Annotated in this window: 26 protein-coding genes and 1 tRNA gene; 12 read left to right on the top strand and 15 right to left on the bottom strand. The window is 61.8% G+C overall.

The features are described 5' to 3' along the window. Nucleotides 1-3: 3 nt before the first annotated feature. From I2H38_RS08340 to cysE, 3 genes are all read right to left on the bottom strand, one after another. The gene (locus I2H38_RS08340; protein WP_196271397.1) at nt 4-534 is read right to left on the bottom strand and encodes a gamma carbonic anhydrase family protein; all 531 of its coding nucleotides are present in this window, start codon (nt 532-534) and stop codon (nt 4-6) included. 64 nt (nt 535-598) lie between these two features. Further along, on the bottom strand, nt 599-796 hold the full coding sequence (locus I2H38_RS08345) for a DUF3126 family protein (protein ID WP_210324738.1): 198 nt from the start codon (nt 794-796) through the stop codon (nt 599-601). Nucleotides 797-894: 98 nt separating this feature from the next. Next, nucleotides 895-1,725 carry a serine O-acetyltransferase gene (gene cysE, locus I2H38_RS08350; RefSeq protein ID WP_196271398.1) on the bottom strand — a complete coding sequence of 277 codons (831 nt, stop codon included), beginning with the start codon at nt 1,723-1,725 and terminating at the stop codon, nt 895-897. A gap of 81 nt (nt 1,726-1,806) precedes the next feature. Between cysE and I2H38_RS08355 the strand changes: the two genes are divergently transcribed. Then, nucleotides 1,807-2,607: an enoyl-CoA hydratase gene (locus I2H38_RS08355; protein ID WP_196271399.1), complete on the top strand. Its 801-nt coding sequence runs from the start codon at nt 1,807-1,809 to the stop codon at nt 2,605-2,607. On the opposite strand, the gene I2H38_RS08360 is transcribed toward I2H38_RS08355, so the two are convergent. Then, complete coding sequence (locus tag I2H38_RS08360; RefSeq protein ID WP_196271400.1) at nt 2,594-3,127, bottom strand: class I SAM-dependent methyltransferase; 534 nt, start codon at nt 3,125-3,127, stop codon at nt 2,594-2,596. The genes I2H38_RS08355 and I2H38_RS08360 overlap by 14 nt on opposite strands. A gap of 178 nt (nt 3,128-3,305) precedes the next feature. Beyond that, complete coding sequence (locus tag I2H38_RS08365; protein WP_196271401.1) at nt 3,306-4,070, bottom strand: alpha/beta fold hydrolase; 765 nt, start codon at nt 4,068-4,070, stop codon at nt 3,306-3,308. Nucleotides 4,071-4,245: 175 nt separating this feature from the next. Here I2H38_RS08365 and I2H38_RS08370 point away from each other — a divergent pair, with 175 nt between their 5' ends. The 6 genes from I2H38_RS08370 to I2H38_RS08395 all read left to right on the top strand — a co-directional run bounded on the left by I2H38_RS08370 (nt 4,246) and on the right by I2H38_RS08395 (nt 8,367). Continuing rightward, the gene (locus I2H38_RS08370) at nt 4,246-4,509 is read left to right on the top strand and encodes a zinc-finger domain-containing protein (RefSeq protein WP_196271402.1); all 264 of its coding nucleotides are present in this window, start codon (nt 4,246-4,248) and stop codon (nt 4,507-4,509) included. A 1-nt stretch (nt 4,510) separates the two neighbouring features. Beyond that, nucleotides 4,511-5,698, top strand: a complete 1,188-nt coding sequence (locus I2H38_RS08375; RefSeq protein WP_196271403.1) for an FAD-dependent oxidoreductase — start codon at nt 4,511-4,513, stop codon at nt 5,696-5,698. Between the two features lie 116 nt (nt 5,699-5,814). Next, nucleotides 5,815-6,261 carry a GNAT family N-acetyltransferase gene (locus I2H38_RS08380; RefSeq protein ID WP_210324739.1) on the top strand — a complete coding sequence of 149 codons (447 nt, stop codon included), beginning with the start codon at nt 5,815-5,817 and terminating at the stop codon, nt 6,259-6,261. Nucleotides 6,262-6,365: 104 nt separating this feature from the next. Further along, nucleotides 6,366-6,451, top strand: a tRNA-Leu gene (locus I2H38_RS08385). A 253-nt stretch (nt 6,452-6,704) separates the two neighbouring features. Further along, entirely contained in the window at nt 6,705-7,823 is a 1,119-nt protein-coding gene (locus tag I2H38_RS08390; RefSeq protein WP_196271404.1) for a hypothetical protein, read from the top strand. Nucleotides 7,824-7,836: 13 nt separating this feature from the next. Beyond that, nucleotides 7,837-8,367 carry a hypothetical protein gene (locus tag I2H38_RS08395; RefSeq protein ID WP_196271405.1) on the top strand — a complete coding sequence of 177 codons (531 nt, stop codon included), beginning with the start codon at nt 7,837-7,839 and terminating at the stop codon, nt 8,365-8,367. 234 nt (nt 8,368-8,601) lie between these two features. Here I2H38_RS08395 and I2H38_RS08400 read toward each other — a convergent pair whose 3' ends face one another. Further along, nucleotides 8,602-9,309: a 2-phosphosulfolactate phosphatase gene (locus I2H38_RS08400; RefSeq protein ID WP_196271406.1), complete on the bottom strand. Its 708-nt coding sequence runs from the start codon at nt 9,307-9,309 to the stop codon at nt 8,602-8,604. 483 nt (nt 9,310-9,792) lie between these two features. Here I2H38_RS08400 and I2H38_RS08405 point away from each other — a divergent pair, with 483 nt between their 5' ends. Continuing rightward, on the top strand, nt 9,793-10,170 hold the full coding sequence (locus tag I2H38_RS08405; protein WP_196271407.1) for a COG4315 family predicted lipoprotein: 378 nt from the start codon (nt 9,793-9,795) through the stop codon (nt 10,168-10,170). Nucleotides 10,171-10,337: 167 nt separating this feature from the next. Here I2H38_RS08405 and I2H38_RS08410 read toward each other — a convergent pair whose 3' ends face one another. From I2H38_RS08410 to I2H38_RS08430, 5 genes are all read right to left on the bottom strand, one after another. Next, the gene (locus I2H38_RS08410) at nt 10,338-11,657 is read right to left on the bottom strand and encodes a porin (RefSeq protein WP_196271408.1); all 1,320 of its coding nucleotides are present in this window, start codon (nt 11,655-11,657) and stop codon (nt 10,338-10,340) included. A 359-nt stretch (nt 11,658-12,016) separates the two neighbouring features. Continuing rightward, nucleotides 12,017-12,340, bottom strand: a complete 324-nt coding sequence (locus tag I2H38_RS08415; RefSeq protein ID WP_196271409.1) for a hypothetical protein — start codon at nt 12,338-12,340, stop codon at nt 12,017-12,019. A 102-nt stretch (nt 12,341-12,442) separates the two neighbouring features. Beyond that, nucleotides 12,443-13,999, bottom strand: a complete 1,557-nt coding sequence (locus I2H38_RS08420; protein ID WP_196271410.1) for an AMP-binding protein — start codon at nt 13,997-13,999, stop codon at nt 12,443-12,445. Nucleotides 14,000-14,023: 24 nt separating this feature from the next. Beyond that, on the bottom strand, nt 14,024-14,530 hold the full coding sequence (gpt, locus tag I2H38_RS08425; protein WP_196271411.1) for a xanthine phosphoribosyltransferase: 507 nt from the start codon (nt 14,528-14,530) through the stop codon (nt 14,024-14,026). 34 nt (nt 14,531-14,564) lie between these two features. Beyond that, complete coding sequence (locus I2H38_RS08430) at nt 14,565-15,311, bottom strand: competence/damage-inducible protein A (RefSeq protein ID WP_196271412.1); 747 nt, start codon at nt 15,309-15,311, stop codon at nt 14,565-14,567. Nucleotides 15,312-15,434: 123 nt separating this feature from the next. On the opposite strand from I2H38_RS08430, the gene sfsA reads away from it, so the two are divergent. Then, a complete protein-coding gene (gene sfsA / locus I2H38_RS08435; RefSeq protein WP_196271413.1) occupies nt 15,435-16,154 on the top strand; it encodes a DNA/RNA nuclease SfsA in 720 nt (239 codons plus the stop codon). 210 nt (nt 16,155-16,364) lie between these two features. Here sfsA and I2H38_RS08440 read toward each other — a convergent pair whose 3' ends face one another. Next, entirely contained in the window at nt 16,365-17,189 is an 825-nt protein-coding gene (locus I2H38_RS08440) for an FkbM family methyltransferase (RefSeq protein ID WP_196271414.1), read from the bottom strand. Nucleotides 17,190-17,335: 146 nt separating this feature from the next. Here I2H38_RS08440 and map point away from each other — a divergent pair, with 146 nt between their 5' ends. Beyond that, on the top strand, nt 17,336-18,157 hold the full coding sequence (gene map, locus I2H38_RS08445; protein WP_196271415.1) for a type I methionyl aminopeptidase: 822 nt from the start codon (nt 17,336-17,338) through the stop codon (nt 18,155-18,157). Further along, on the top strand, nt 18,154-18,840 hold the full coding sequence (radC, locus tag I2H38_RS08450; protein WP_196271416.1) for a RadC family protein: 687 nt from the start codon (nt 18,154-18,156) through the stop codon (nt 18,838-18,840). The genes map and radC overlap by 4 nt, the downstream gene beginning before the upstream one ends. A 176-nt stretch (nt 18,841-19,016) precedes the next feature. On the opposite strand, the gene I2H38_RS08455 is transcribed toward radC, so the two are convergent. Further along, entirely contained in the window at nt 19,017-19,613 is a 597-nt protein-coding gene (locus tag I2H38_RS08455) for an exopolysaccharide biosynthesis protein (protein WP_196271658.1), read from the bottom strand. A gap of 100 nt (nt 19,614-19,713) precedes the next feature. Further along, nucleotides 19,714-19,983, bottom strand: a complete 270-nt coding sequence (locus I2H38_RS08460) for an usg protein (protein ID WP_196271417.1) — start codon at nt 19,981-19,983, stop codon at nt 19,714-19,716. A 242-nt stretch (nt 19,984-20,225) separates the two neighbouring features. Between I2H38_RS08460 and I2H38_RS08465 the strand changes: the two genes are divergently transcribed. After that, nucleotides 20,226-21,686 carry a patatin-like phospholipase family protein gene (locus I2H38_RS08465; RefSeq protein ID WP_196271418.1) on the top strand — a complete coding sequence of 487 codons (1,461 nt, stop codon included), beginning with the start codon at nt 20,226-20,228 and terminating at the stop codon, nt 21,684-21,686. Here the strand turns inward: I2H38_RS08465 and I2H38_RS08470 are convergent. Next, entirely contained in the window at nt 21,683-21,994 is a 312-nt protein-coding gene (locus tag I2H38_RS08470) for a hypothetical protein (protein ID WP_196271419.1), read from the bottom strand. The two genes, I2H38_RS08465 and I2H38_RS08470, sit on opposite strands and share 4 nt — an antisense overlap. Nucleotides 21,995-22,035 lie beyond the last annotated feature (41 nt).

Genomic DNA, 22,035 nt, shown 5'->3' on the forward strand with positions numbered 1-22,035 from the left:
GGGTCAATCGATCCGCTTCAATCCTTTCGCGAAGCGCTGCCAGTTCTCGACATAGTGCCGCGCCGACCACCGAAGCCGCTCGATAGCGGCTTCATCCAGCACCCTGATCGCCCGCGCAGGCGCGCCGACGATCAGCGAGTTGTCCGGAAATTCCTTGCCCTCGGTCACCAGCGCATTCGCGCCGACGACACAATTAGCGCCGATGCGGGCATGGTTGAGCACGGTTGCTCCCATGCCGATCAATGAGTTCTCGCCGATCGTGCATCCGTGAAGGATGGCCCTGTGCCCGATGGTGCAGCCGGCCCCGATGCTTAAAGGGGCACCCTCATCGGTATGGAGCGTAGCCCCCTCCTGAATGTTGGTGCCCGCGCCAATATCGATGAGTTCGTTATCGCCTCGCAGAACCGCACCGAACCAGATCCCGACGTCGAGACCGAGGCGAACGCGACCGATCACGTGGGCGTCCGGGGCAATCCAGAACCGATCCGGCTCAGGAAGGATCGGGGAGTTCGCGTCGAGACTGTAGATCGGCATCGCTTCGGCCACCTTTATGGGCGCGCAGCAGGATCCGCCGGCGAATTCTGCTGCGAGGTCCCGATCAGTCCTCGAGATCCGTGTCGAGGATCGCCATGGTGAAGTTGAAGGAGCGGTCGCCGTCCTCGTCGTCAACGAACAGGACGCCCAAGAACTCCTCACCGATATAGACTTCAGCCGAGTCGGTCTTTTTGGGCCGACCGACCACCCGGATCGAGGCGTTTGCAAAGGTCTGGCGCAGGTAACGCTCGACTTTCGCCATCTCCGATTTATCCACTACGAACCCTTTCTTAGATGTCACGGATCCAGCACTTGCCACGCCAGGCAACCGTGAGCAAGCGGCCTTCGGCCGTTCTCCGCTCAGATCCCTTCCGACAGGAAGTGATCCATGGCGCGGGAAGGCTCGTCGCATCCGGCGCTGCCGATGACCTTGGCGGGAACACCCGCGACGGTCGCGTTATGCGGCACGGGCTTCAACACGACCGAGCCGGCGGCAATCCGGGCGCAGTGCCCGATCTCGATATTGCCAAGGATCTTCGCCCCGGCGCCGATCAGGACGCCGTGCCGGATTTTCGGATGCCGGTCGCCCTTCTCCTTGCCCGTTCCACCCAGGGTGACGTTTTGCAGAATCGAGACATTGTCTTCGATAACCGCGGTCGAGCCGACGACAAGACCTGTGGCATGGTCAAGAAATATGCCGCGCCCGATCTGCGCCGCCGGGTGAATATCCGTCTGGAAGACTTCGGACGAGCGGCTCTGCAGGTAGAGCGCGAAATCCTGCCGCTTTTGATGCCAGAGCCAATGGGCCAGGCGATGGGTCTGGATGGCGTGGAAGCCCTTGAAATAAAGCAGCGGCTCGATCATGCGGTTCGAGGCGGGGTCGCGGTCGAGAACGGCGCTGAGGTCGGCGCGGAAGGCCGTCCCGATGGTGCGGTCCTGCTCCACGGCCTCATGAAAGGTCTGCTCGATGATGTCGGCGGCCAGCGTCTGATGCGCCAAACGCAGGGCGACGCGATGGATCACGGCCGCCTCGAGATTCGGCTGCTGGAGAACCGCGCCGAGCACGAACCCTGCGAGGGCTGGTTCCTCCCGAACGATGGTCTCGGCCTCAAAGCGCAGCCGATCCCAAACAGGATCGACGGTTCCGGCGATGGAACCTGACGCTCCCGGCTTTTGATTGAGCTGTGTCATAATGGTCTCCCTGCCGGTCCCGCGCCGAACGGACTAGCATAAATAAGAAGTCGCCACCTGTTACTCTAGATCCGATCAGCCATGAGTTCCCTTTATATATCGCCCACGCCCAAACTTCGCGTGTCCGTCCAGGATGCGGTGGCAGCCATCGCCGTCGACAATCCGGCCAAGCGCAACGCGTTCGATCTGGAAATGTGGAGGGCCCTGCCGCCCATCATGGCCGCGCTCGAAAGGGCGCCGGACGTCGGAGCGATCATCCTGCGCGGCGCGGGCGAGAGCGCCTTCGCCTCAGGCGCGGATATCGCGGAATTCGAAACCTTCCGCGCCGATGCGGCGGGTGGGCGGCGTTATGAAGCGGAAAATGAAGCCGCCTTTTGGGCCGTGGCGCATTGCCCCAAACCCGTCATCGCCATGATCCGGGGCTTCTGCCTCGGCGGCGGCTTCGGTCTCGCGATCGCGTGCGACCTTCGCGTCGTGTCCGAGAACGCGGTGTTCGGCATTCCAGCAGCGCGGCTCGGGGTCGGCTATCCGCCCGGGGCGATGAAGATGATCACGGCCGCCCTCGGCGCTCCCGCCGCCAAGGACCTGTTTTATACGGCGCGACGGATCGGCGCGGTGGAGGCGCAACGTCTCGGGGTCGTGCAGCGCCTGGTGCCGGATGAAGAGCTGGAAGCAACGACCGTTTCCCTCGCCCAGGACATCGCAAGGAACGCGCCTTTGACGATCCGGGCCGCCAAAGCGGCCATCGACGCGGCTGTCGGCATCGCGAAGCCAAACCTCGATCCGGTCGCTCTCGCCGATCTGTGTTTCGACAGCGCGGATGCGGTGGAAGGGCGCAAGGCCTTTCTTGAGAAACGCCAGCCCGTCTTTACCGGCCGATAGCCTCGAGCCGAGAACGCGATACCGGGCTCTCTCCCGTGCGGCGATAAGCGAAGTAGCGCCCCTCCGCGATGCCCGTCTCGGAGGAGATGTCGGCGCAGGACGGCATTGCGAACGCGCGGTCGGCCAGGAGAATACCTCCTGGCTGGAGCAATGCCTCAAGCAACGGTGCAAGGCGCAAAGCGAGCTTGCGATTGGCCTCCTCGTCGCCGGTGCCGATATCGGTATGGATCAGCGCCGCCGCGCCGGGCCCGAAACGCTCGATGAAAACCGGCAGGGTTTCGAAGATGTCGCCGACGATCAGATACGGGTCTGGAGGCATGCAATCAGGATGAGCGGCGGGCGAACGCTCGAACACGTAGATCTCACGCCGCGGCAACCGCGTCCGCAAATGGTCGTAGGTACGGCCGTTGCCGAGTCCCAGTTCGAGTACGACGCCCTCCGGGGCCGTCAGCTGTGTCGCCCAGTCCAACGAGTCACGCTGGGCCGTCAATCGCCGGATGGCGCTGTCGAGTCGGGTCATCTCGATCTCCTTCCCTTACGGAACTGGAAGGATCGAATGTGAAATCAACAGGTTGGCTCTGCCGACTTGAATCAAAACCTGAATGCTCGGAATCAAAGTGTGAGGATGAGGGGCTGCTCGCCTCACCCTGAACTACAACAAGAGCATCTCGGCCTAAGCGATTTGACCAATTCAGGTTTCAGGGTCTGCGAGTCAGGAAGTCCAGCACGCCCTGCTTATGGACCCGGTCGCCGACCGCGAGATTGTGGTCGCGGCCCGGAATGTCGAGCGCCTCGGCGCACGGCATCAGCTTGACGAGATCATGGGGCGATCCGGCCACCGGATCGTTGGTTCCCACAGCCACCAAGGTCGGCACTCTAATGGAGGCCACTTCGTTTTCGGTTAACGACTGACGCGAGCCGCGAATGCACGCCGCGAGCGCCTTGAGATCGCTCTTCGTCTGCTCGGCAAAAGCGCGGAACATGCGCTGCATCGGGTCGGTCAGATCGTCGAGGGATTTCACCTCCATCGCATCGGCGATGCCGAGCGGCAGGCCGACGCCCGCGACGAGGTGGATGCCGAGGCCGCCCAGGATCGCCGAGCGCATCCGATCGGGCGCGACGAGAGCAAGATGCGCCGTGATCCGCGCGCCCATGGAATAGCCCATCACGTCCGCCCGCTCGATGTCGAGATGATCGAGAAGATTCCGGGCATCCTCAGCCATGCGATAGGAATCATAATCCTCGGGCCGATAGAGTTTCTCGCTCTGCCCATGCCCCCGATTGTCGAGCGCGACGACCCGGTATCCGGCTTTCGTCAGGGTCTTGATCCAGAGCGTGTTGAGCCAATTCACGGCGTAGTTGGACGCAAAGCCGTGGATGAGCAGGATCGGGTCGCCATGACCCTCCTCGGGCGCGACATCGACATAGGCGATGCTGACGCCATTGGAATTGAAGAAACGCATGGGATTTTTCAGGTCTATTGCAAGGACTGACAGATCGAGTTGGCCGCACCCTAAAGCATTTTCGTTGCTCCTTGAGCAAGAAAATGGGCGTCGGCGGAATTGCGAAAATGCTCTAGGCGCATGGCCCTCAGGCCATTATGGTGCGCGCAAATTTATTGAGTTGCGAGCATCGACGATGGCTGACAAAGGCACCCCCCATTTCCACAACGAGCCGGGCGTTTCCGTCATTCATGTGGGCTCGAAAGAGTTCATGTGCATCGGGGCCAAGCCGCCCTTCGATCACCCGCATATCTTCCTGGATATGGGCTCCGACGACGAGATCGTCTGCTCGTATTGCTCGACCCTGTTCAAGTACGACCCGTCCCTGAAGGCCGACCAGGCCCGCCCGGCCGAATGCGTCTGGCAGCCGGATTACGAGACCGACTCACCGGCCGTCTGACATGACGGGGCTTGCGATCGCCGTCGTCGGCGCCGGTATCGGCGGCCTGACGGCGGCCCTGGCGCTTGCCCGGCAAGGCCACGCGGTCACCCTGATCGAACGCCGGACCGGCTTCAGCGAGGTCGGCGCCGGCCTTCAGCTCTCCCCCAATGCCAGCCATATCCTGACCCAGCTGGGCCTCGGCGCGGCGCTTCGCCGCGTCGCTACGGAACCCGCGCGCGTCGTGATCCGCAGCATCCGCTCCGGCAAGGAAATCGGGCAGGTGGCCCTAGGCCCCTCCATGCGCCGCCGCTTCGGCGCGCCCTATTGGGTCGTGCACCGGGCGGACCTCCAGACCATTTTGCTCGACGCGGTGCGCTCGCAGCCTTCGATCCGGCTCCTCATGGGCCGCATTGTCGAGGAGGTTTGTGACGGGCCGGACCAGGCGAGCCTCACCATGGCGACCGCGAGCGGTGCGCGCGAGACCCTGACCGTTGATGCCATCATCGGCGCGGACGGGGTCTGGTCGAAGGTTCGGCCTGCTGTCGGGAATGCCGCGCCGCCAGCCTTTCGCGGCTATGTCGCCTGGCGCGCCACTCTCGACCGGAGCGCCGCCCCCGCCTCTCTTGCTGGGGACGAGACCGGCCTGTGGCTCGGGCCGCGCGGCCATGTGGTGCATTACCCCATCGCCGGCGGACGCTTGGTCAATGTGGTCGCCATCGAGAAGAGCGCCGAGCCCGTGGAAGGCTGGGCCGCGCCGGGAGATGGTGCGGTCCTGCAGGCTCATTACGCCTCCGCCGCCCCTGCCCTGCGCCACCTTCTCGCCCAGCCCCGGCAATGGCTGCGCTGGTCGCTCTTCGACCACCCGGCGGAGACCCTCGCCAAAGGCCGCATCGCCCTTCTCGGCGATGCCGCGCATCCCGTCCTGCCCTTCTTGGCGCAAGGAGCGGCGCTTGCCATCGAGGACGCCGCGACGCTTACCTCCTTGCTGACGCCCGGCGCAGGAGCCGTGCAGCAGGCGTTTGCCGCCTACGCGGAAATGCGCCTCGACCGGGTCCGCAAGGTGCAAGGAGAAGCCCGGCAGAACGGGCGCGTCTATCACATGGGCGGCTTGCTGGCCTTCGGACGGAATCACGTCATCAGGCGGCTCGGTCCGGAGGGCATGATGGAGCGCTATGCCTGGCTCTACGACTTCCGCCCGGCAACCTGACTCGTCCCCGAACAGACCTGCCCTCTTCTCCCCAAAATCGGCCATGGGCTTAAAATCCAGCTCGACAGGCGGGAACCGCATTTGCAAGCATGCACGCCGACACATGCGAGGGACAAATGATGGCAGCGGACACCGCGCCGATGGAGCCTGTTCTCTTCGAGACCGACACACCGTCGAAGGAGGCCTATGACGCCTTGCTGGTCGCGATACGCCGCTTCACCACAGAGACGGTCGGCCCCCCGGACAACAGCAATTTCGCCATCCTGATCCCGCATCCCGAGACGGGCGAGCCGATTGGTGGCCTCTGGGCCCAGTCGCGGTGGGGCGGATTTCTCATCGACATGCTGGTCGTGCCGGCAGAGCTGCGTGGACAGGGGGTCGGCACGCGGCTCATACACGCGGCCGAAGCGGAAGCACGACGCCGGGGCTGCAGCCATATGTGGCTGGATACCTACAACTTTCAGGCGCGCCCCTTCTACGAGCGTTGCGGTTTCGAGGTCTTCGGCCAACTCGATGGCCCCGCGCCGATCTATCCCCGCTTCTTCATGAGGAAGATCCTCTAAGCGGCGAAGCGTGGCATCAGAGGTCAGGCTCAAGCCCCGCGCTTACGGCGAGCGGAGGCTCCACGCTTGAGACATGCGACGACATATGCCACAAGCCGGGTCACGCGGACGTGGCGAAACTGGTAGACGCAAGGGACTTAAAATCCCTCGGGCTATGCCCGTGCGGGTTCGACCCCCGCCGTCCGCACCACTACAAACAAATTCTTGTTGTAGGCCAACGGTTTCCTTGTAGCACAAGACTTTCAAAAGGCTCCCAACTACAAACGGGGCCTACAAATGGCTTTGTCGATGCCCGACATTACGCTGTACCCGTTTGGAGCCGTCGTAAAAGTGTATAGGAAATTGCAGTCAAGCAACATTCTAGCGACTGTCGCTACGAAAGTTTAGCTTAGCACTTAAGAAATTAATCTGGTATCGGCTGGATCAGGGAGTCGAGCCGACCAATGCTTGAAATTGATTTGAATGCACCGACCATACCTCCGGAGCAGAGGGTTTGGAGACTATTTCCCGGTAGCGGGTATCAGTTTCTCCAAATATTCCTTTCCGAGCAAGTTGGCTTCCTTGATCTCCCAGCATTCTTGATGCCCGGCGTTGCAATGGTGGGGGCTAGTGACCTAATCCCACGCATCGCACTTTCGCAACGTGCGCGCGAGATGCTTATGTCTGAAGGAGCTGATACAAAACTCGACCTAAAATTGGATGACTTTACAAACGCACGGCACACACAAGCGCGCGGTCGCATCCGACAGGCGATAATTAATTTCCTAGGCTCCGCGAAAACATCTGATTTATTGGTACTCCCTGGTCCGCTGAGCACAGGCCTTCTATGGATTGGACGTTTCGCTGACGACGGGGTCGTCAACGTAAAAGTTGGAAGGCGTTATGGGAACGCTACTATTCCCGCTCGCAAGATAACTTGGCTCTCTGAAGTCAAGGAGAATATGGTATCGAGCCCACTTTCCCAGTCTTTGCGTCAGACACATCCGTTCACCCTGCTGGAACGCTCTATACGCTTAGAGGTCTTTTCGCTTGCTTATGGCTCCTTTGTCATGGGCGATAGGCATACCGCAACGGTCTACAATGCGAATGATTACTTGGATGCAGATGCAGCGTTTCTCGGCACAGTCTCCCGGCTCGCTGCCGCAGCTTGTCAGGCTCTCGACCGAGGAGCCCTCAAGCTTGATGCGTCGACACTAGTTGACCTCTTACTAAAATCTCCCCCAATTGAATACACCTGCTCACAGGCAGTTGACATTCATTCCCCGGGCTTCAATCGCTATACCAGTGGAACCATAGTAGCTCTCGTAATCGCAGCTCTCGTCGCCACTTTTATTGGTCTTTCTAAACATAGCGACCAAAATGCTATAGCCTCTGAAATGCAAAATTTGGTTATTATAAACTCTTCGCCGAATGCAGACCCTCAATGCACGGGTCGGGTATCAGAGGCGAGCAAGCTCGTGCTAGACGTGCTTGGAATCGACAAAACTCTCGCACTTTGCGACGCGGCGAGAAAAGCTGAGCAGCGAGGCGGACTGCGTTCTACTGCAAAACCGAAAACTTAAGAGGGTCACAGCGATGATGGCTTTTTTGGCTAGACACGCCCAAGGTGCGTTATTCGCCGCCTTGTTAACCAGTGGCTTATCCCTTGTTGGGAGTCTCGGGAACTTATATTTGACTTACCGTGTGGGCCTTGCAACCCAGGACAGACAGGCTCAGCAGGACCGTATTAAACAGTTCGAAGCATCTACATCCCAAATCATCGATGCAAGTGGCGACTTCATAGCAGCTCTTAATTCGGCCAAAGATCTTCAGCCGGCTAAGGCGAAATTACGCGCGGCTATGGCTCAGCAGATATATGAAACCGAGGGACTAAAGAATTTAGTTCCTGGCGGGTACCCACGAACCCTGAAGGACTATGAGAACGCCGTGACTGACTTTAATAACATCAGTCAAGCACTCATATCGCCCAAGGATATTGCAGTCTGGTCGGAGCGCTTCGGACGCGTCATGGATCTCAAGAAATTGCTCGTCGAAAATCTTCGGTCCAAACTCGACTTCTCCGCCACCCTAAGAACTGCGAAATTCGAAAATTGCGTAGTTACTTAGTAATGGACCGGCTTAGGCGAGTCACAGCGATCTTAAGGCGTCGGATCACACCCTAGGCCCTCGAAGTGGTGGGGGCACGCCCCATCGGTTTGCCCTTGCTTTGAATTACAAAGCTGGACTACAAGCAAGTCCTTTAGAGACCGGAAAACTCGTGTTTTTCAATAATTTATATCGAAGAATGTGCCCCCGCGTCAGCACCAAGACATGCAAAGCAGGACGATGAACAGCGAGCCTTTAGGCCGCGCGATAGGCAGCACCGACGAGCATCGGTGCGCATAGGCTGATGTTTTGCTCCAAGGCCAACTCAACGTCGCCGCTGTAGCCGGCCTCCGTCAGTTCGCATCCTGAGACCGAGGCACGGACGAGGCGATGGAGGTCCTGGCCTGCGCTTCGGTAGGAATCGCGCGCGATTTGGGCCTCAGGAGAACAAGGCAAAGCGATCTCGTCGATGATCGCGCCGGCTCCCAACAGATCCTCGATGGCTGGCCGCAGACTGCCATCCGGCCAACGCTCTCCCGCCGGCACCACGCCGATCACGCCGTCTCTTGCGATCGTCCGTGCTGCCTTCGCAACCGCGGCGGCGTTCCGCAAACAGCCTGCGAGGACGGGAGTGGTGCCGCAGGCCACGGACAGGCGTGAGCCATTGGGCGACGGAAGCATGAGCTTTGTTCCCCCGGCAATACTCAAGAGACTGGCCGGCGAAAGACTGAATTGTCCGCCGGTCGCTCGACGGGGATGCGCCAGTTCTGCTCCGACCCGATCCGCCGCGATCTGCGCTGCGTCACGGTCTCCGTAAGGAAACGGGTAAACGATCGCCCCTTTTGAGACCGCGACATCCACGGCTGTCGAGAAGGACAGAACGTCCACGATGACGAGAACCTCGACCCGCGCGCGCAGCGCCTCGACGCCAGCCATGCCCCATTCGCTCAAGACGGATGCCATCCGTGTGCCCCATAAATCAGCAGGCTTCGGCCTGACAGCGTCGTTCGCGTTCCAACCGTCCGAGCCCTGACCTGGGAGAGAGCGGCTTTCAATTTTAGGATTAACCTCAGACACCGTTTTCTAGCGGAAGTTTCAACCTCGGCGCAAGGAGTGGAGACATTAGAGCTCCCCAGCCCCCCCTTGATGCAAGGCGCTGCCGTGAACTCGGCGCTTATGGAGAGGTGAGATCCCGCCAACGGGCGCGCGCAAGCCGGGAGAGAGAAGCCCGCCCCTCCGCGGGCGGATGCACGCATAACGGATCTCCTGTTGTCATGAGCGGCCCCAAAGGCCCCACCGAAGAGAGTGTGAGACTGGGTGATTGAATGCCCCTCGAACACCGCGCGGTGACTGATTCAATGCCGCCTCTCCCTTTTCTCGCGCTGAGGACGATATCCTCATGCGAGGAGCAATTTCGCCTCAGCTCGACAAATTCGGGAGGGTTCGATGCTTAAAGTTGGTTTCGTGGTGGCGCTCCTGGCGGGCGCGGTCCTTGGCGCGCAGCCGGCCTTCGCCCAGGCCAAAGTCGGGGAGACCAGCAAGGGCAAGACGCTCGTCGATGGACGGGGGATGACCCTTTACGTCTACGACCGCGACACCCCGGAAAAATCGAATTGCAACGGCGCCTGCGCCCAAAACTGGCCACCGCTTACGGCTGCAGCCGACGCGAAGACCATGGAACGCTGGACGATCATCGTACGCGACGACGGCACCAGGCAATGGGCTTATCAGGGCAAGCCGCTCTATAGCTGGGCGAAGGATTCCAAGCCCGGTGATGTCACGGGTGATGGCGTCGCCAACGCCTGGCACGTCGCTCAACCCTAGAATCCGATTCAGATTCTAACCTCCTGCGAACGCAGGGTTCTAGCAGGCCGCCTCACTTTTCCGAGGCCCGTTCCGGAGCATTTCGCGCTGAGGTGGGAACCGCTCCTGCGTAATAAAAAACCCCGGTGTTTCCACCGGGGTTTTTCTCACCAATCGGTTTGAGCCGATTAGAAGTCGCGCTGAACGCGGAGACGGCCTTCCCAGGCATTCGACGAGCCAGCCGAGATGTTGTTGCCGATGGCAACACGGCCGCGCGGATCGATGCGGGCGTAGAGAACTTCGACGCCGAAGTCCAAGCCGGGAACCGGCTGCCAGAAGGCATTCGTGCCGACGCGCCACTCGTTGAAGTCGTCGAGGCCGGTGCGGATGCCAGCAGGCGTCACGGTCGAAGCGCCGGCGCCGTAATCGAAGCGGGCGTACGAACCGAACACCGACTGACGGATCTGCGGGGTCCAGTAGTGTGTCACGCCACCGGCGAGCGACCAGCCACGGCCACGGACGATGTTGCCCGTGATCGGGTTGATGTAAGCGTCAGCAACCGCACCCGTGATAGCGCCGTCGGTGATGAAGTCGTCGTTGCCACCGATGATGTAGCCGAGAGCGCCGTTCGCGTAGGTCGCGGCAAACCATATGGCGTCGCCCGCGGCGATCATCGGCAGGTTGATGCCGACCTGACCCGTGACGGCGAAGCCGTATTCGTTGCTCGGAACCGAACCGAGGACCGGAACGACGAACGCGGCGCCCGTCAGGACCTGGCTTCTGATCTGGTGGGCGGCGCCCGAAATCTGAGCCGTACCCCAGGTCGCTTCGTACTTCACGTTGCCGACGAGGTCGGGCACGCGCTCGCCAGCGTAGTTAAGCTGGGTCGCAGCAAGACCACCGGGGAAGAAGCCGTTGTTGCGGCGCTCAAGGCCATTTTCGAGCGACAGCGTGGCCGAGAAGCCGCTGCCGAAGCTGAAGGTGTAGGCCAACAGATCGACGTCGGGCGAGTCCGAGAAGCGGAGCGTGCCCATGTGCTCGGTCGGGAGATCGCCGTTATCGAAGAACGACGTCACACGACCGGCGGTCAGGCCGCCGAACTGGATGAACGCCTCAGCCACGTTCGGGCTGGTCGAAATCGTGCCGTTGGTGCCGTTGAACGGCGTGCCGGACGAACGGGTAATCTCGAAGCGGACAACCGAGCGGAGCAGGCCATAAGCCGTCGCCGTACGAGCGTCTGCCTGGATACGGCCGCGAGCACGGAAGCCGATGGCATCGTTGGCACGGTCGAGCGGTTCCCCATAGAGGTAGTCAGCGCGGACGCGGCCACTCACGCGGAGGCAGGTTTCCGTGCCCGGGATGTAGAAGAAGCCTGCGCCGTAGGTGGAGCAGACGCGAACGTACTCAACAGGAGCAGCCTTCTTCGCAGGAAGATCGGCAGCTTGAGCTCCGGCAACGGCGGCGAGACCCGCGACCGATCCGAGCATAAGGCTCTTAACGAGCTTCATAGAGAATCTCCAAGATATCGATGCTCTGGAAGCGACCCCCCAGTGCGTAAACGTAACATTACCCGGTTCGATATCGGAGGCAATCGCTGCGAAGCTTCGTTTTGGCGAGGATGGGGGCATTTTGCCCAAAAAACGGTCAATTTGGGGTTGTTGGCGCGATTTCTACCAAGGGGTGTGTCAAATTTTCAACAGTACTCACCATCAAATCATAAGACCCTACGCACCGAATATGCGTAGAGGGCGCCCAACATTCCGCAAGGGCATTAGTTCTAAAGTTGAAATTAGCTCAATCCACAGAGAATCAAAGTCCACCTCAGCGGATCGCGATCGCCATTACTCGAAAACGGGACAACGGTGCCTCAAAAGCCAAACAAATCGCTGGGTCCGGTCTTGCAACGATAACCGACGAAGCACTGCGGCGTGTCGCGGGTCGGCAACCACGCCGGGTCGAGATATTCATCGATCTGGCAAAAAGAACGGTCACGCACGTAGCGGTCGTAGGTGTAGGGGCCGGTGTTGAGTACGGCAGCGCCCCGGCCCGCCACGATCTGCTGGGCCTGGCGGCAAGGAAGGGCTGTGGTGAGGGGGCCTTGCAGCGCCAAGGCACTGGTGATCAGTGCCCCGGCAATCTGGGCACCGATAACAGAGCCCACAAGGGCCATGATGACTGCGACTTTCTTCATGACGCCGATCCAGGATCGAGATGTCATTTCTTAAAGTCGTGTATGCGGTGGAAATGACAACGCCGCCTACACGGCTTTGTGACCGGATATGCGGCGTCGGGCTTAGAGCATGGCCTGCAGACGCCGCGCCATGTCCACGGTGGCGGCATAGTCGATCTTGCCGGAGCCGAGCACGGGAATTCCCGAAACCAGAATGGCCTTCGGCACCCAGAGCTCGGGAAAGCCCTCAGCGCGGGCATGCGCCAGAAGAACGTCCCTGTCGGCATCCGGCTTGTCGGTGACGAGCACGATCTGCTCGCCCTTGCGCGGGTCCGGCAGGGCGACCACCACATGGTTGCTCTCAGGCCAGAGGCCTTGCGCCATCGCTTCGATCGCGGCGAGCGAGACCATCTCCCCGCCGACTTTCGCGAAACGCTTCGCACGGCCCCGAATGGTGACGATGCCGTCATCCACCGTGACGATGTCTCCCAAATCGTGCCAGCCGTCCGCTGGCGGCTCGATCTGGCCCGGCGCGTCCGGGTTCAGATAGCCCGTCATGACGTTCGGGCCGCGCACATGAAGACGACCACCCTCATGAATCCCTTCGACGGGTTCGAGACGCCACTCGATCCCTGGCAGAAAGCCGCCCACCGAGCCCGGGCGGTTGCTGTCAGGCAGGCTGCAAGCGACCACCGGCGAGCACTCGGTGGCGCCATACCCCTCCAGAATGACCGTGCCGTAACGGCTCCACAGCTTACGCGTTTCTTCCTTCACGCGCTCGGCTCCGGCAATCACGTAGCGCACGCTTTTGAGATCGTCCTCGTCGGCGGCGCGAGCATAGCCCTGCAGAAAGGTGTCGGTCGCGAGCATGATCGTCGCGCGAGTCCCGGCGACCAGCTTCGGAATCTGGCGATAGTGGAGCGGGCTTGGATAGAGCACCGACTTCATGCCGTTGAGGACCGCCGTCAGCAATCCCGCCGTCAGCCCGAACGAATGAAAGATCGGCAGCGGATTGAAGAACACATCGTCCGGCGTCAGCACGTCGCCCGCGTGTGCCTTCACCTGATAGGCATTGGCGACGAGGTTCGCGTTGGAGAGCACGACGCCCTTCGGCTTGCCTTCCGAGCCGGAGGTGAACAACACGACACCCGGATCGTCCGGCCTGACGCCGGCCCGAGCATGGACGCTTCGGGCGAACCAGCTCTCCACCAAGCCGCGCAGCTTGTCCAAACTCGTGATCGAGGCCCGCACATCCTCGAGCCACACGATCCGGCGGCCCTCCCCCAGCGCCTGGAGGATGTCATCGAGTTTGCCCTGCTCGATAAAGCGCCGCGAGGTCACGATGGTCTGGATCTGAGCGAGTTCACACGCCGCCTTCAGGTTCTTCAAACCAGCGGTAAAATTCAGGAAGGCTGGGACACGGCCGAAGGCGTTGAGGCCGAACAGGGTGACGGCGATGCCCTGCACGTTGGGCAGCAGCACCGCCACATGCTCGCGTTCCTTGGTCAGGCCCGCAAGTTTACGGCCAAGCACCAGTGAAGCCAGAACGAGACGGCCGAAGCTCACCGGCTGGCGCTCAAGATCTTCGAGAGCGATCTTGTTGCGCCCGAACCGGTCCCTGGCATCGAGGAGAGCGCCGAAAAGGCTCTTTCGCGTACGTGCGATGTCGAAATCAGCCACGGTTTCTCTCCTTGATGGGCTTGATCAGCCCGCAGACCCCTCGCGGATGGGGGCCTGATAGGCGAGCCCCATATCCCAGGGAAAATAGATCCAGGTATCCTGGCTCACTTCAGTGACGAAGGTGTCGATGAGCGGACGTCCGGCAGGCTTGGCATAGACAGCAGCGAAATGTGCGTTCGGCAGCATGTCGCGCACGATCTTGACGGTCTTGCCGGTGTCGGTCAGGTCGTCGATGACGAGCACGCCACGGCCCGCGCCGTCGCCGATGGATTTGATCGACGGCGCGACGTCTTTCAGGACATGCAGCTCGCCCTGGTTCTTGTAGTCATGATAGCTCGCGATGCAGACGCTTTCGATGAGCCGCACATCGAGCTCGCGCGCCACGATGGCGGCCGGCACGAGCCCGCCGCGCGTGATGCAAACGATGGCCTCGAACGGCCCGGCGGCGGCAAGACGCCATGCGAGCGCGCGGGCGTCGCGGTGAAATTGGTCCCAGGAAACGGGGAAGGCTTTTGGGGAAGTCGGAGACATCGGCTCACTCGTAAGGCTGGACTGACAATCGAAACTAAAGCGGAACCCCGTCGCGCTTGAGGCGACCGAGCAGATCCTGGACGGCGGAAACGGCGCGCGCAACCGCCGCAGGGTCTTTGCCCCGCACGACGATCTGGTTGCGGAACCCGCTGGTGGAGAAGGTCGGGTAGGACCCGATCGAAACGCCCTCATGGGCCGAGGCGACCTCAGCGAGGCCCTCGGCATAATTGCCCTCGGCGAGCCCTTCAGCCTCGACGGTCTCGGCGAGCATGCGCGCGCCTGTCTTGAGCGTGGGCGCGATCTTGTCGAGCATCGCCTGCATGATCGCAGGCACGCCTGCCATGACAAACACGTTGCCGATCTTGAAGCCGGGTGCCTTGGAAATCGTGTTTTCGATGAGGTCGGCGCCGTCGGGGATGCGGGCCATTCGCAAGCGGGACTCATTCAATTCGTGCGGCTGGTAACGCTCCCTCAGCACCGCGACCGCCCGGGGGTCGTGGTCGATCCCCACGCCGAAGGCCTTCGCCATGGCATCGGCGGTAATGTCGTCATGGGTTGGGCCGATGCCGCCGGTGGTAAAGACATAGGTGTACCGGCTGCGCAGGGCGTTGACCGCCGCGACGATCTCCTCCTCCACATCGGGCACGACCCGAACTTCGCGCAGGTCTACGCCGATGCCGGTGAGGTACTCGGCGATATAGCCGATATTCTTGTCCTTGGTTCGGCCCGAGAGAATTTCATCGCCGATGACGAGAAGGGCGGCTGTGATGGAAACGGCCATGCCAAAACGATCCTTTTCAAGGCGTTTAGCGCCAGCAACAGCATTTCTCAAGCAAGGCTTCAGTTGAAGGCGGGGCTTCTCCCCTGCTACGGAAAGGCCCTCGCCTGCCCGAATTGGATCGCCATGCGTTTTCCGGAGCCCCTGCTCGAAGGCCGCCTGATCGAGCGCTACAAGCGATTTCTCGCCGATGTCGTGCTGTCGAGCGGCGAGCGGGTGACGGCCCATTGCGCCAACCCGGGTGCGATGCTGGGCTTGAAGGAGCCGGGCAGTCGGGTGCTTTTGTCCCGCGCTACGAACCCCAAGCGCAAGCTCCAATACAATTGGGAGTTCGTGGAGGTGGCGGCGGGCGGCGGCCCGCACCAGCTCGTCGGCATCAACACCTCTCGTCCCAACCTCCTCGTCGCCGAGGCGTTGCGCGAGGGCAGGCTCGCCTCTTTCGCGGGATACGACCGCATCCGACCGGAGGTGAAGTACGGCAGGAACAGCCGGATCGACTTCCTGCTGGAAAAGGACGGGGAGCCGCCTTGCTATCTTGAAGTGAAGAACTGCCACCTGATGCGGCAGCCCGGCTTTGCGGAATTCCCGGATTGCATCGCGGCCCGCAGCGCCAAGCATCTCTATGAGCTCGTCGACATGGTGGCCGCGGGCGCAAGGGCGGCCCTGATCTATGTCATCCAGATGGATGCCGACCGTTTCGACGTGGCGCGGGACATCGACCCCGCCTACGACAAGGCCTTCCGCCACGCCCTCGCCATGGGCGTCGAGTCCTATGCTTATGTGTGTCGGGTGACGCCACAAGAGGTCGTCATCGACCACCCCGTGGAGATCGTCACGCCGCGGTGACCTTCCTCGTCATTCCGGGACGGCCCGCAGGGCCGGGCCCGGAACCCAGAGCCGCTTAGCTTTACGAACGGGGCTTACCGATAGCCGCTTTTTCTCATCCGGAACCGCTGGCGTTTATGGGTTCCGGGCTCTCGCTTCGCTCGCCCCGGAATGACGCGCAATCTCGGCCGAAACGCAGCGGACCAGCGATTCCCCAGCGACAAAAAGGACTTATCCCCGCTCGAAGACCAGGTTCATCCGGGTCTGCAGGATAAGCCGGTAACCCTTGCTTTCCAGCAGCTGCGGCAGATCGATCTGCCAGCTACCTCGGCCATCCTCGATGATGAAGAGTGATGGATACAGCGAAGGGGGCGCATCCCGGAAGAACGGATCGAGGATCAGGTCTTCCGCCCCCTCCACATCAAGCTTGACCGCATCGACATGGCTGAACCCTTCCTGATTGAAGAGGTCGAGCAATGTCACCGCCGGCACCCGGATCGCATCCGTCTGGCTCGAGCTGACAATCTTCACGCTCGACTCGCCTCGGTTGTTCGGATCGAGGAACAGGGTCAGTTCGCCCGTCTTGTCGGCGACCGCGCAAGCGACTGCCTTGACCGTGCCGAAGGGGTTCTGGCGGATGTTGAACGTCAGGCGGTCGAAGATTTCCGGCTGCGGCTCGACCGCGAGAATCCGCGACGAGGGGCCCGCCTTGGCTGCGGCGAAAAGCGCATACCAGCCGACATTCGCGCCCACATCGACAAAGGTGAAGCCGTCCTTGATACGCCCGGCGAGGAGCGCGAGCTCCTCGGGGTCGAAATACTGGGGCGTCAGGAGAATGCGCTTCTCGCACACATTGTTATAGGGATGGAGCCGCATCTTGACGCCGAACGTCTCCAGGTCGATTGGCGCGCCGCTCAACGACTGCACCAGAAGCCGGCGCAGCATCAGGGCAAGCCGCCGTGTCGCCCATCCTTCCGGCATCGAACGCGTGCGCTCGACCACCCAGCGGGTGAAGCCTGAAGGGGCAAAGGTGCCAAACGGGCGAGAATCGTTCATTATAGCGAAATCCAATACGAGCGGACCGGGCGAATGCGGGGTGCTCATGACACCCTCGGGCTACAATCGCAAGCGCGGGCGTCATGTCTTTGCTTGCGTCAAGCGCGCCGATCCCTACATTCGGGCTTACGTTTCAAGGACCGATAATGACTGATACCGACGTTATTGAGCGCAAGCGCGCCGCCGAAATCCCGCTCCATGGCCCGGAGGCTTTCGAGGGCATGCGGCGTGCCGGCCGTCTGGCTGCGGAAGCGCTCGACATGCTCGTGGACAAGGTCGCGCCGGGCGTGACCACCGAGGCGCTGGACAAGCTCACCTTCGATTTCATCCGCGATCACGGAGCCTATCCCGCCTGCTTGCATTATCGCGGCTACACCAAGACGATCTGCACCTCGATCAACCACGTGGTTTGCCACGGCATCCCCAACGACAAGCCCCTGCGCGACGGGGACATCATGAACATCGACGTGACCGTCATTCTCGACGGCTGGCACGGCGATTCCAGCCGCATGTACTATGTCGGCGACGTGCCGCGCCGGGCGCAGCGGCTTTGCGAGATCACTTACGAATGCCTGCTGCGCGGGATCGCCGCAGTCCGCCCTGGTGCGACGACCAACGATATCGGGGCTGCCATTCAATCCTATGCGGAAGCCGAGCGCTGCTCGGTCGTGCGGGATTTCTGCGGCCATGGCCTCGGCCGGGTCTTCCACGATTCGCCGACGATCCTCCATTATGTGGAACCGGCCTATAACGTGGAGCTGAAGGCGGGCATGTTCTTCACCATCGAGCCCATGATCAATCTGGGCCGTCCGCAGGTGAAGGTGCTCGCCGATGGCTGGACCGCCGTGACGCGGGACCGGTCGCTCTCGGCTCAGTTCGAGCATACGGTCGGCGTGACCGAGACGGGCGTCGAGATCTTCACCCTCTCGCCCAAGGGCTTGGACAAGCCGCCTTACGCCCTCGCATGAGCGCGGACGACACGCCCCATTACCACGGCCATCGCGACCGCCTCCGAGCCCGCTTCTCGGAGGTCGGCGGCGATGCGATGCCCGATTACGAGCTTCTGGAACTCGTCCTGTTCCGCTCCATCCCGCGCCGGGACGTGAAGCCGATTGCCAAGGAACTCCTGAAGCGCTTCGGCACCTTCGCCGAGGTGCTCGCCGCCTCCCCTGCCCGGTTGATGGAGGTGGACGGCATCGGCGAGAGCGTCGTCACCGACCTGAAGATCGTCGAGGCCTCCGCGCGCCGTCTCATCAAGGGCGAGATCGCCAAGAGGCCGGTCCTGTCCTCCTGGACGTCCGTTCTGGATTATTGCCGCGCCGCCATGGCCTTCATGGACAAGGAGCAGTTCCGCCTGCTCTTCCTCGACAAGCGCAACGCCCTGATCGCCGACGAGGTGCAGCAATCCGGCACCGTCGACCACACCCCGGTCTATCCGCGCGAGGTGGTGAAGCGGGCGCTCGAACTCTCCGCCTCGGCTTTGATCTTGGTCCACAATCATCCCAGCGGAGATCCGACCCCCTCCGCCGCCGACGTCAAAATGACGCGCGAGATCATGGACGTCGCCAAGCCACTCGGCATCACCGTGCACGACCACATCATCGTCGGGCGCGAGGGGCACGCGAGCTTGAAGGGTTTGCAGTTGATCTGAGGCTCCTCCTCGTCATTCCGGGGCCGCGAAAGCGGAGCCCGGAACCCATGACCGCGAGGGCATTGAGATAAAGCGCCGCATCAGCGGCGAGATTTTTCGGAACCGTCAGCGTGCCTGGGTTCCGGACTCCGCTGCGCGGCCCCGGAATGACGGCGCGGAGGAAGGCCCGGAAATCCTCAAAAAATACTCTCGATCCCCGACAGGATCGCGTAGACGAAGCCGAGGCTCAACGTCAGGCCGAACGCGCCGATCACCAGCCCACCGATCACCACCACGCCGTCACGCTCGACCAGCCCCAAGCCGACGAGGCAGACAGCAAGCCCCATCGGGATCTGTCCGATGAAGGGCGGTGCGAAGAGCAGGCCCAAGGCCATCACCAGGATGACCGCGCCCATGAGGCGCATGGTCAGCGGCGTATCGAGGAACGTCAGCCGGGGGCGCGAAAAGCGCTCGAGACGGCGGAAGGTCGGCATCGCGCGTGCGACGGCGCGTTCCACGTCGGTGCGCGCGATGGACCGATTGAGAAGTTGGCTGGGCAGCCACGGCGTCGGGCGGCCGAACATGATCTGAATCGCCACGAGCGCGAGCAAAAGACCGCAGACGAGCGGGATGGGCGGCGGCATGGGGAGACAATTCGGCAGCCCGAGCAGCACGACCAGAACCGCGAACGCGCGGTCCTGAAGCACGGCCATAATATCCCGAACAGTGACGCGCTCGCCCGGCTGGGAGGCCAGGGCAGCCAGGATCTGGGAAGTACGCGCGTTGGAAAACAAGGAGCCCTGGCAGGTTCGAGGATGCTCAAGAGAGGCTTCTCTACCCGAGTTGCGCCGCCGGGCCAAGACTTCTTGCTCGATGACTTCTTGCTCGATGTCCTTAATGAAGGTTGATCTCACCCTCGATCGCGCGGAACTCGGCGGGCCGGATCAATTGGGAGTGGCTGACCCTGACCGAATAAAGCGGCCCGGCCAGTTCCCGCTGCCAGAAATCGAGAAACTTGAGAAGAACCGGGAACCGAGGCGCCAGGTCGTAATCCTGCCAGATATAGGTTTGCAGGAAGGTCGGATGATCGGGCATCCGGTACAGGATATTAGCCGTCGTCAGCCCATAACCTTCCAACTGACGAATGAAGTCTTTGGACGCCATAAGACCTCCTCTGCACCAGACGGAGCGCCCCGTGGGTCACGGCGAGTTCCGATCGAGCGGCGCAGTCATTGCTTGTCCATACTTAAGGTTAAATCATAACCAATATTCGTGGTTCCTGACATTGTGATGACGTTCCCGAGAGGAGCAGCAGCCAAGTAACCACCCCGGCAACGACTTACAAACTGCCTATTGAGAGTTCTTTCCCGCCATCGTATGGCCATATTCCGTTACGGGGGGATGCGATGATCGTTCTTGGCGGCTTGTGCAGGCGGTGGCTGCTCGCGAGTCTTTTGGCCGTCGCGATGTCCGCATGCTCCGGCAATGTGTCCAACGCGCCCATCAACGAGCCCATCGCCAGCGTGGCCGATCAGAGCGGCTGGCCGCTCGGTCCTGACCAGTTCGGCGCGACCGTCGTCGGCGTGGCCTTTTCCGGCGGCGGCATGCGGGCCTCGGCGTTTTCCTATGGCGTGCTGAACGAACTCGACCGCTACGAGATCGTCGCGGAAGACGGCCGCCAGCGAATGACCGACATGATCGATCTCATTTCGGGCGTTTCAGGCGGTTCTGTCACCGCCGCGTATTTCGGTCTGAAAGGTCGCGACGGCCTGCCGATGTTCCGCAGCCGCTTCCTGGAGCGAAACGCAGAACAGGGCTTCGACACGGATGTGTCCCTCGCGAACGTGCTACGGATCGTGCAGGACGGGGGTGTGAACGACCGCTCCCAGTTCCCGCGCTGGCTCGACGACAACCTGTTCGAGGGGGCGACTTATGCCGATCTTTTCGCCCGCAAGCGTCCGCTTGTCTGGATCGCGGCCTCGGACATCTATAGCCGCGTTCCGTTCGTCTTCGAACCGATCACCTTCAGCACGCTCTGCAGCGACCTCAGCAAGGTCCGCTTGTCGGAGGTCGTCGCCGCCTCCGCGGCCGTGCCCGGCGTCTTCATTCCCATGAATGTCGAGAACTTCGGTGGGGCGTGCGGTGGCCATGTGCCCATGTGGCTGCAGCGGGGCCTCGCCGATTCCACCGCTCCTGCGACCTTGCGAGCGAGCGCCGCTGCCATGACGCGCTATCGGAACGATCCGGAGCGGTTCCGGTATGTGAAGCTTCTCGACGGCGGCCTGACGGACAATTTCGGCATTCACTCCCTTGCGGTCTCACGCACCAACCGGGATCGGCCCTACATGCCCATGACCGCCGAGCAGGGCGTGCGGGTCAAGCGGTTCCTGTTCCTCGTCGTCGATGCGGGTCGCGGTCCCGCGGGGCATTGGCCGAAGGAACTCGCCTCGCCCACCGGCACGGAACTGGCCGGAATCGTGACCGATGTCGCCATCGATTCCGGGGTCTATAAAGGCTACGATTACTTCACGACCATCATGCGCGATTGGCAAAACGATCTTAGGCGCTGGCGCTGTTCGTTGTCCGACGAGGAGGTCCTGAAAACGCGCGGCAGCCTCAAGGGCTGGAGGTGCTCCGACGTCGTCTTCACGGTGGGACGCGTCTCCTTCGAAGATGCCGGGCCGGAACTGAAGCAGGAACTCGACAAGGTTCCAACCCGCTTCCAGCTCGATCCCGCCACTCTCGACAAGGTGATCAGTGCAGGTGAAACCGCCTTGCGCAACAACGCGACGTTCCGCTCCTTCATGCGCAAAAGCCCCATGCGAATGCTCAGCGCAGCGGCGACCGAGGGCGGAGAAGTGCGTTAGCGCCGTGATTTAAGGTCGGTGGCTCTGCGGGCTTCCGAAATGACCGAGATCTCGGCTGTCCGCCTGCGGTGGAGCCGGTTCCAGATCGCGGCAAAGGCCCAGCCGATGACAAAGCCGGCGACGGTCGTGACGACCACGAGAAGCGCTGCCCGCGTCAGGTCGAAGGGTCCGATCACGTAAATCGGCTGGATGAAATGGATCCAGAGGACGAAATTGATGAGGGGCTGCGCCCAACCGAGCGCGACGAGCAGGGCCCAGCCCAAGTGCCAAGCGCCGAGCAACACGCCCACGGAGAGTCCAGCTTTCAAGGGGTCTATCCGCATCCGCTTCTCTCTTCTTCAAGAAGGAA

Origin of the sequence: Microvirga alba (assembly GCF_015694465.1) — a bacterium.
Lineage (GTDB): Bacteria > Pseudomonadota > Alphaproteobacteria > Rhizobiales > Beijerinckiaceae > Microvirga > Microvirga alba.

What these genes read in the sequence shown, in the direction of transcription:
- I2H38_RS08340 (WP_196271397.1), bottom strand. Translation starts at nt 534, where the DNA reads ATGCCGATCTACAGTCTCGACGCGAACTCCCCGATCCTTCCTGAGCCG.
- I2H38_RS08345 (WP_210324738.1), bottom strand. Translation starts at nt 796, where the DNA reads ATGGCGAAAGTCGAGCGTTACCTGCGCCAGACCTTTGCAAACGCCTCG.
- cysE (WP_196271398.1), bottom strand. Translation starts at nt 1,725, where the DNA reads ATGACACAGCTCAATCAAAAGCCGGGAGCGTCAGGTTCCATCGCCGGA.
- I2H38_RS08355 (WP_196271399.1), top strand. Translation starts at nt 1,807, where the DNA reads ATGAGTTCCCTTTATATATCGCCCACGCCCAAACTTCGCGTGTCCGTC.
- I2H38_RS08360 (WP_196271400.1), bottom strand. Translation starts at nt 3,127, where the DNA reads ATGACCCGACTCGACAGCGCCATCCGGCGATTGACGGCCCAGCGTGAC.
- I2H38_RS08365 (WP_196271401.1), bottom strand. Translation starts at nt 4,070, where the DNA reads ATGCGTTTCTTCAATTCCAATGGCGTCAGCATCGCCTATGTCGATGTC.
- I2H38_RS08370 (WP_196271402.1), top strand. Translation starts at nt 4,246, where the DNA reads ATGGCTGACAAAGGCACCCCCCATTTCCACAACGAGCCGGGCGTTTCC.
- I2H38_RS08375 (WP_196271403.1), top strand. Translation starts at nt 4,511, where the DNA reads ATGACGGGGCTTGCGATCGCCGTCGTCGGCGCCGGTATCGGCGGCCTG.
- I2H38_RS08380 (WP_210324739.1), top strand. Translation starts at nt 5,815, where the DNA reads ATGATGGCAGCGGACACCGCGCCGATGGAGCCTGTTCTCTTCGAGACC.
- I2H38_RS08390 (WP_196271404.1), top strand. Translation starts at nt 6,705, where the DNA reads ATGCTTGAAATTGATTTGAATGCACCGACCATACCTCCGGAGCAGAGG.
- I2H38_RS08395 (WP_196271405.1), top strand. Translation starts at nt 7,837, where the DNA reads ATGATGGCTTTTTTGGCTAGACACGCCCAAGGTGCGTTATTCGCCGCC.
- I2H38_RS08400 (WP_196271406.1), bottom strand. Translation starts at nt 9,309, where the DNA reads ATGGCATCCGTCTTGAGCGAATGGGGCATGGCTGGCGTCGAGGCGCTG.
- I2H38_RS08405 (WP_196271407.1), top strand. Translation starts at nt 9,793, where the DNA reads ATGCTTAAAGTTGGTTTCGTGGTGGCGCTCCTGGCGGGCGCGGTCCTT.
- I2H38_RS08410 (WP_196271408.1), bottom strand. Translation starts at nt 11,657, where the DNA reads ATGAAGCTCGTTAAGAGCCTTATGCTCGGATCGGTCGCGGGTCTCGCC.
- I2H38_RS08415 (WP_196271409.1), bottom strand. Translation starts at nt 12,340, where the DNA reads ATGAAGAAAGTCGCAGTCATCATGGCCCTTGTGGGCTCTGTTATCGGT.
- gpt (WP_196271411.1), bottom strand. Translation starts at nt 14,530, where the DNA reads ATGTCTCCGACTTCCCCAAAAGCCTTCCCCGTTTCCTGGGACCAATTT.
- I2H38_RS08430 (WP_196271412.1), bottom strand. Translation starts at nt 15,311, where the DNA reads ATGGCCGTTTCCATCACAGCCGCCCTTCTCGTCATCGGCGATGAAATT.
- sfsA (WP_196271413.1), top strand. Translation starts at nt 15,435, where the DNA reads ATGCGTTTTCCGGAGCCCCTGCTCGAAGGCCGCCTGATCGAGCGCTAC.
- I2H38_RS08440 (WP_196271414.1), bottom strand. Translation starts at nt 17,189, where the DNA reads ATGAACGATTCTCGCCCGTTTGGCACCTTTGCCCCTTCAGGCTTCACC.
- map (WP_196271415.1), top strand. Translation starts at nt 17,336, where the DNA reads ATGACTGATACCGACGTTATTGAGCGCAAGCGCGCCGCCGAAATCCCG.
- radC (WP_196271416.1), top strand. Translation starts at nt 18,154, where the DNA reads ATGAGCGCGGACGACACGCCCCATTACCACGGCCATCGCGACCGCCTC.
- I2H38_RS08460 (WP_196271417.1), bottom strand. Translation starts at nt 19,983, where the DNA reads ATGGCGTCCAAAGACTTCATTCGTCAGTTGGAAGGTTATGGGCTGACG.
- I2H38_RS08465 (WP_196271418.1), top strand. Translation starts at nt 20,226, where the DNA reads ATGATCGTTCTTGGCGGCTTGTGCAGGCGGTGGCTGCTCGCGAGTCTT.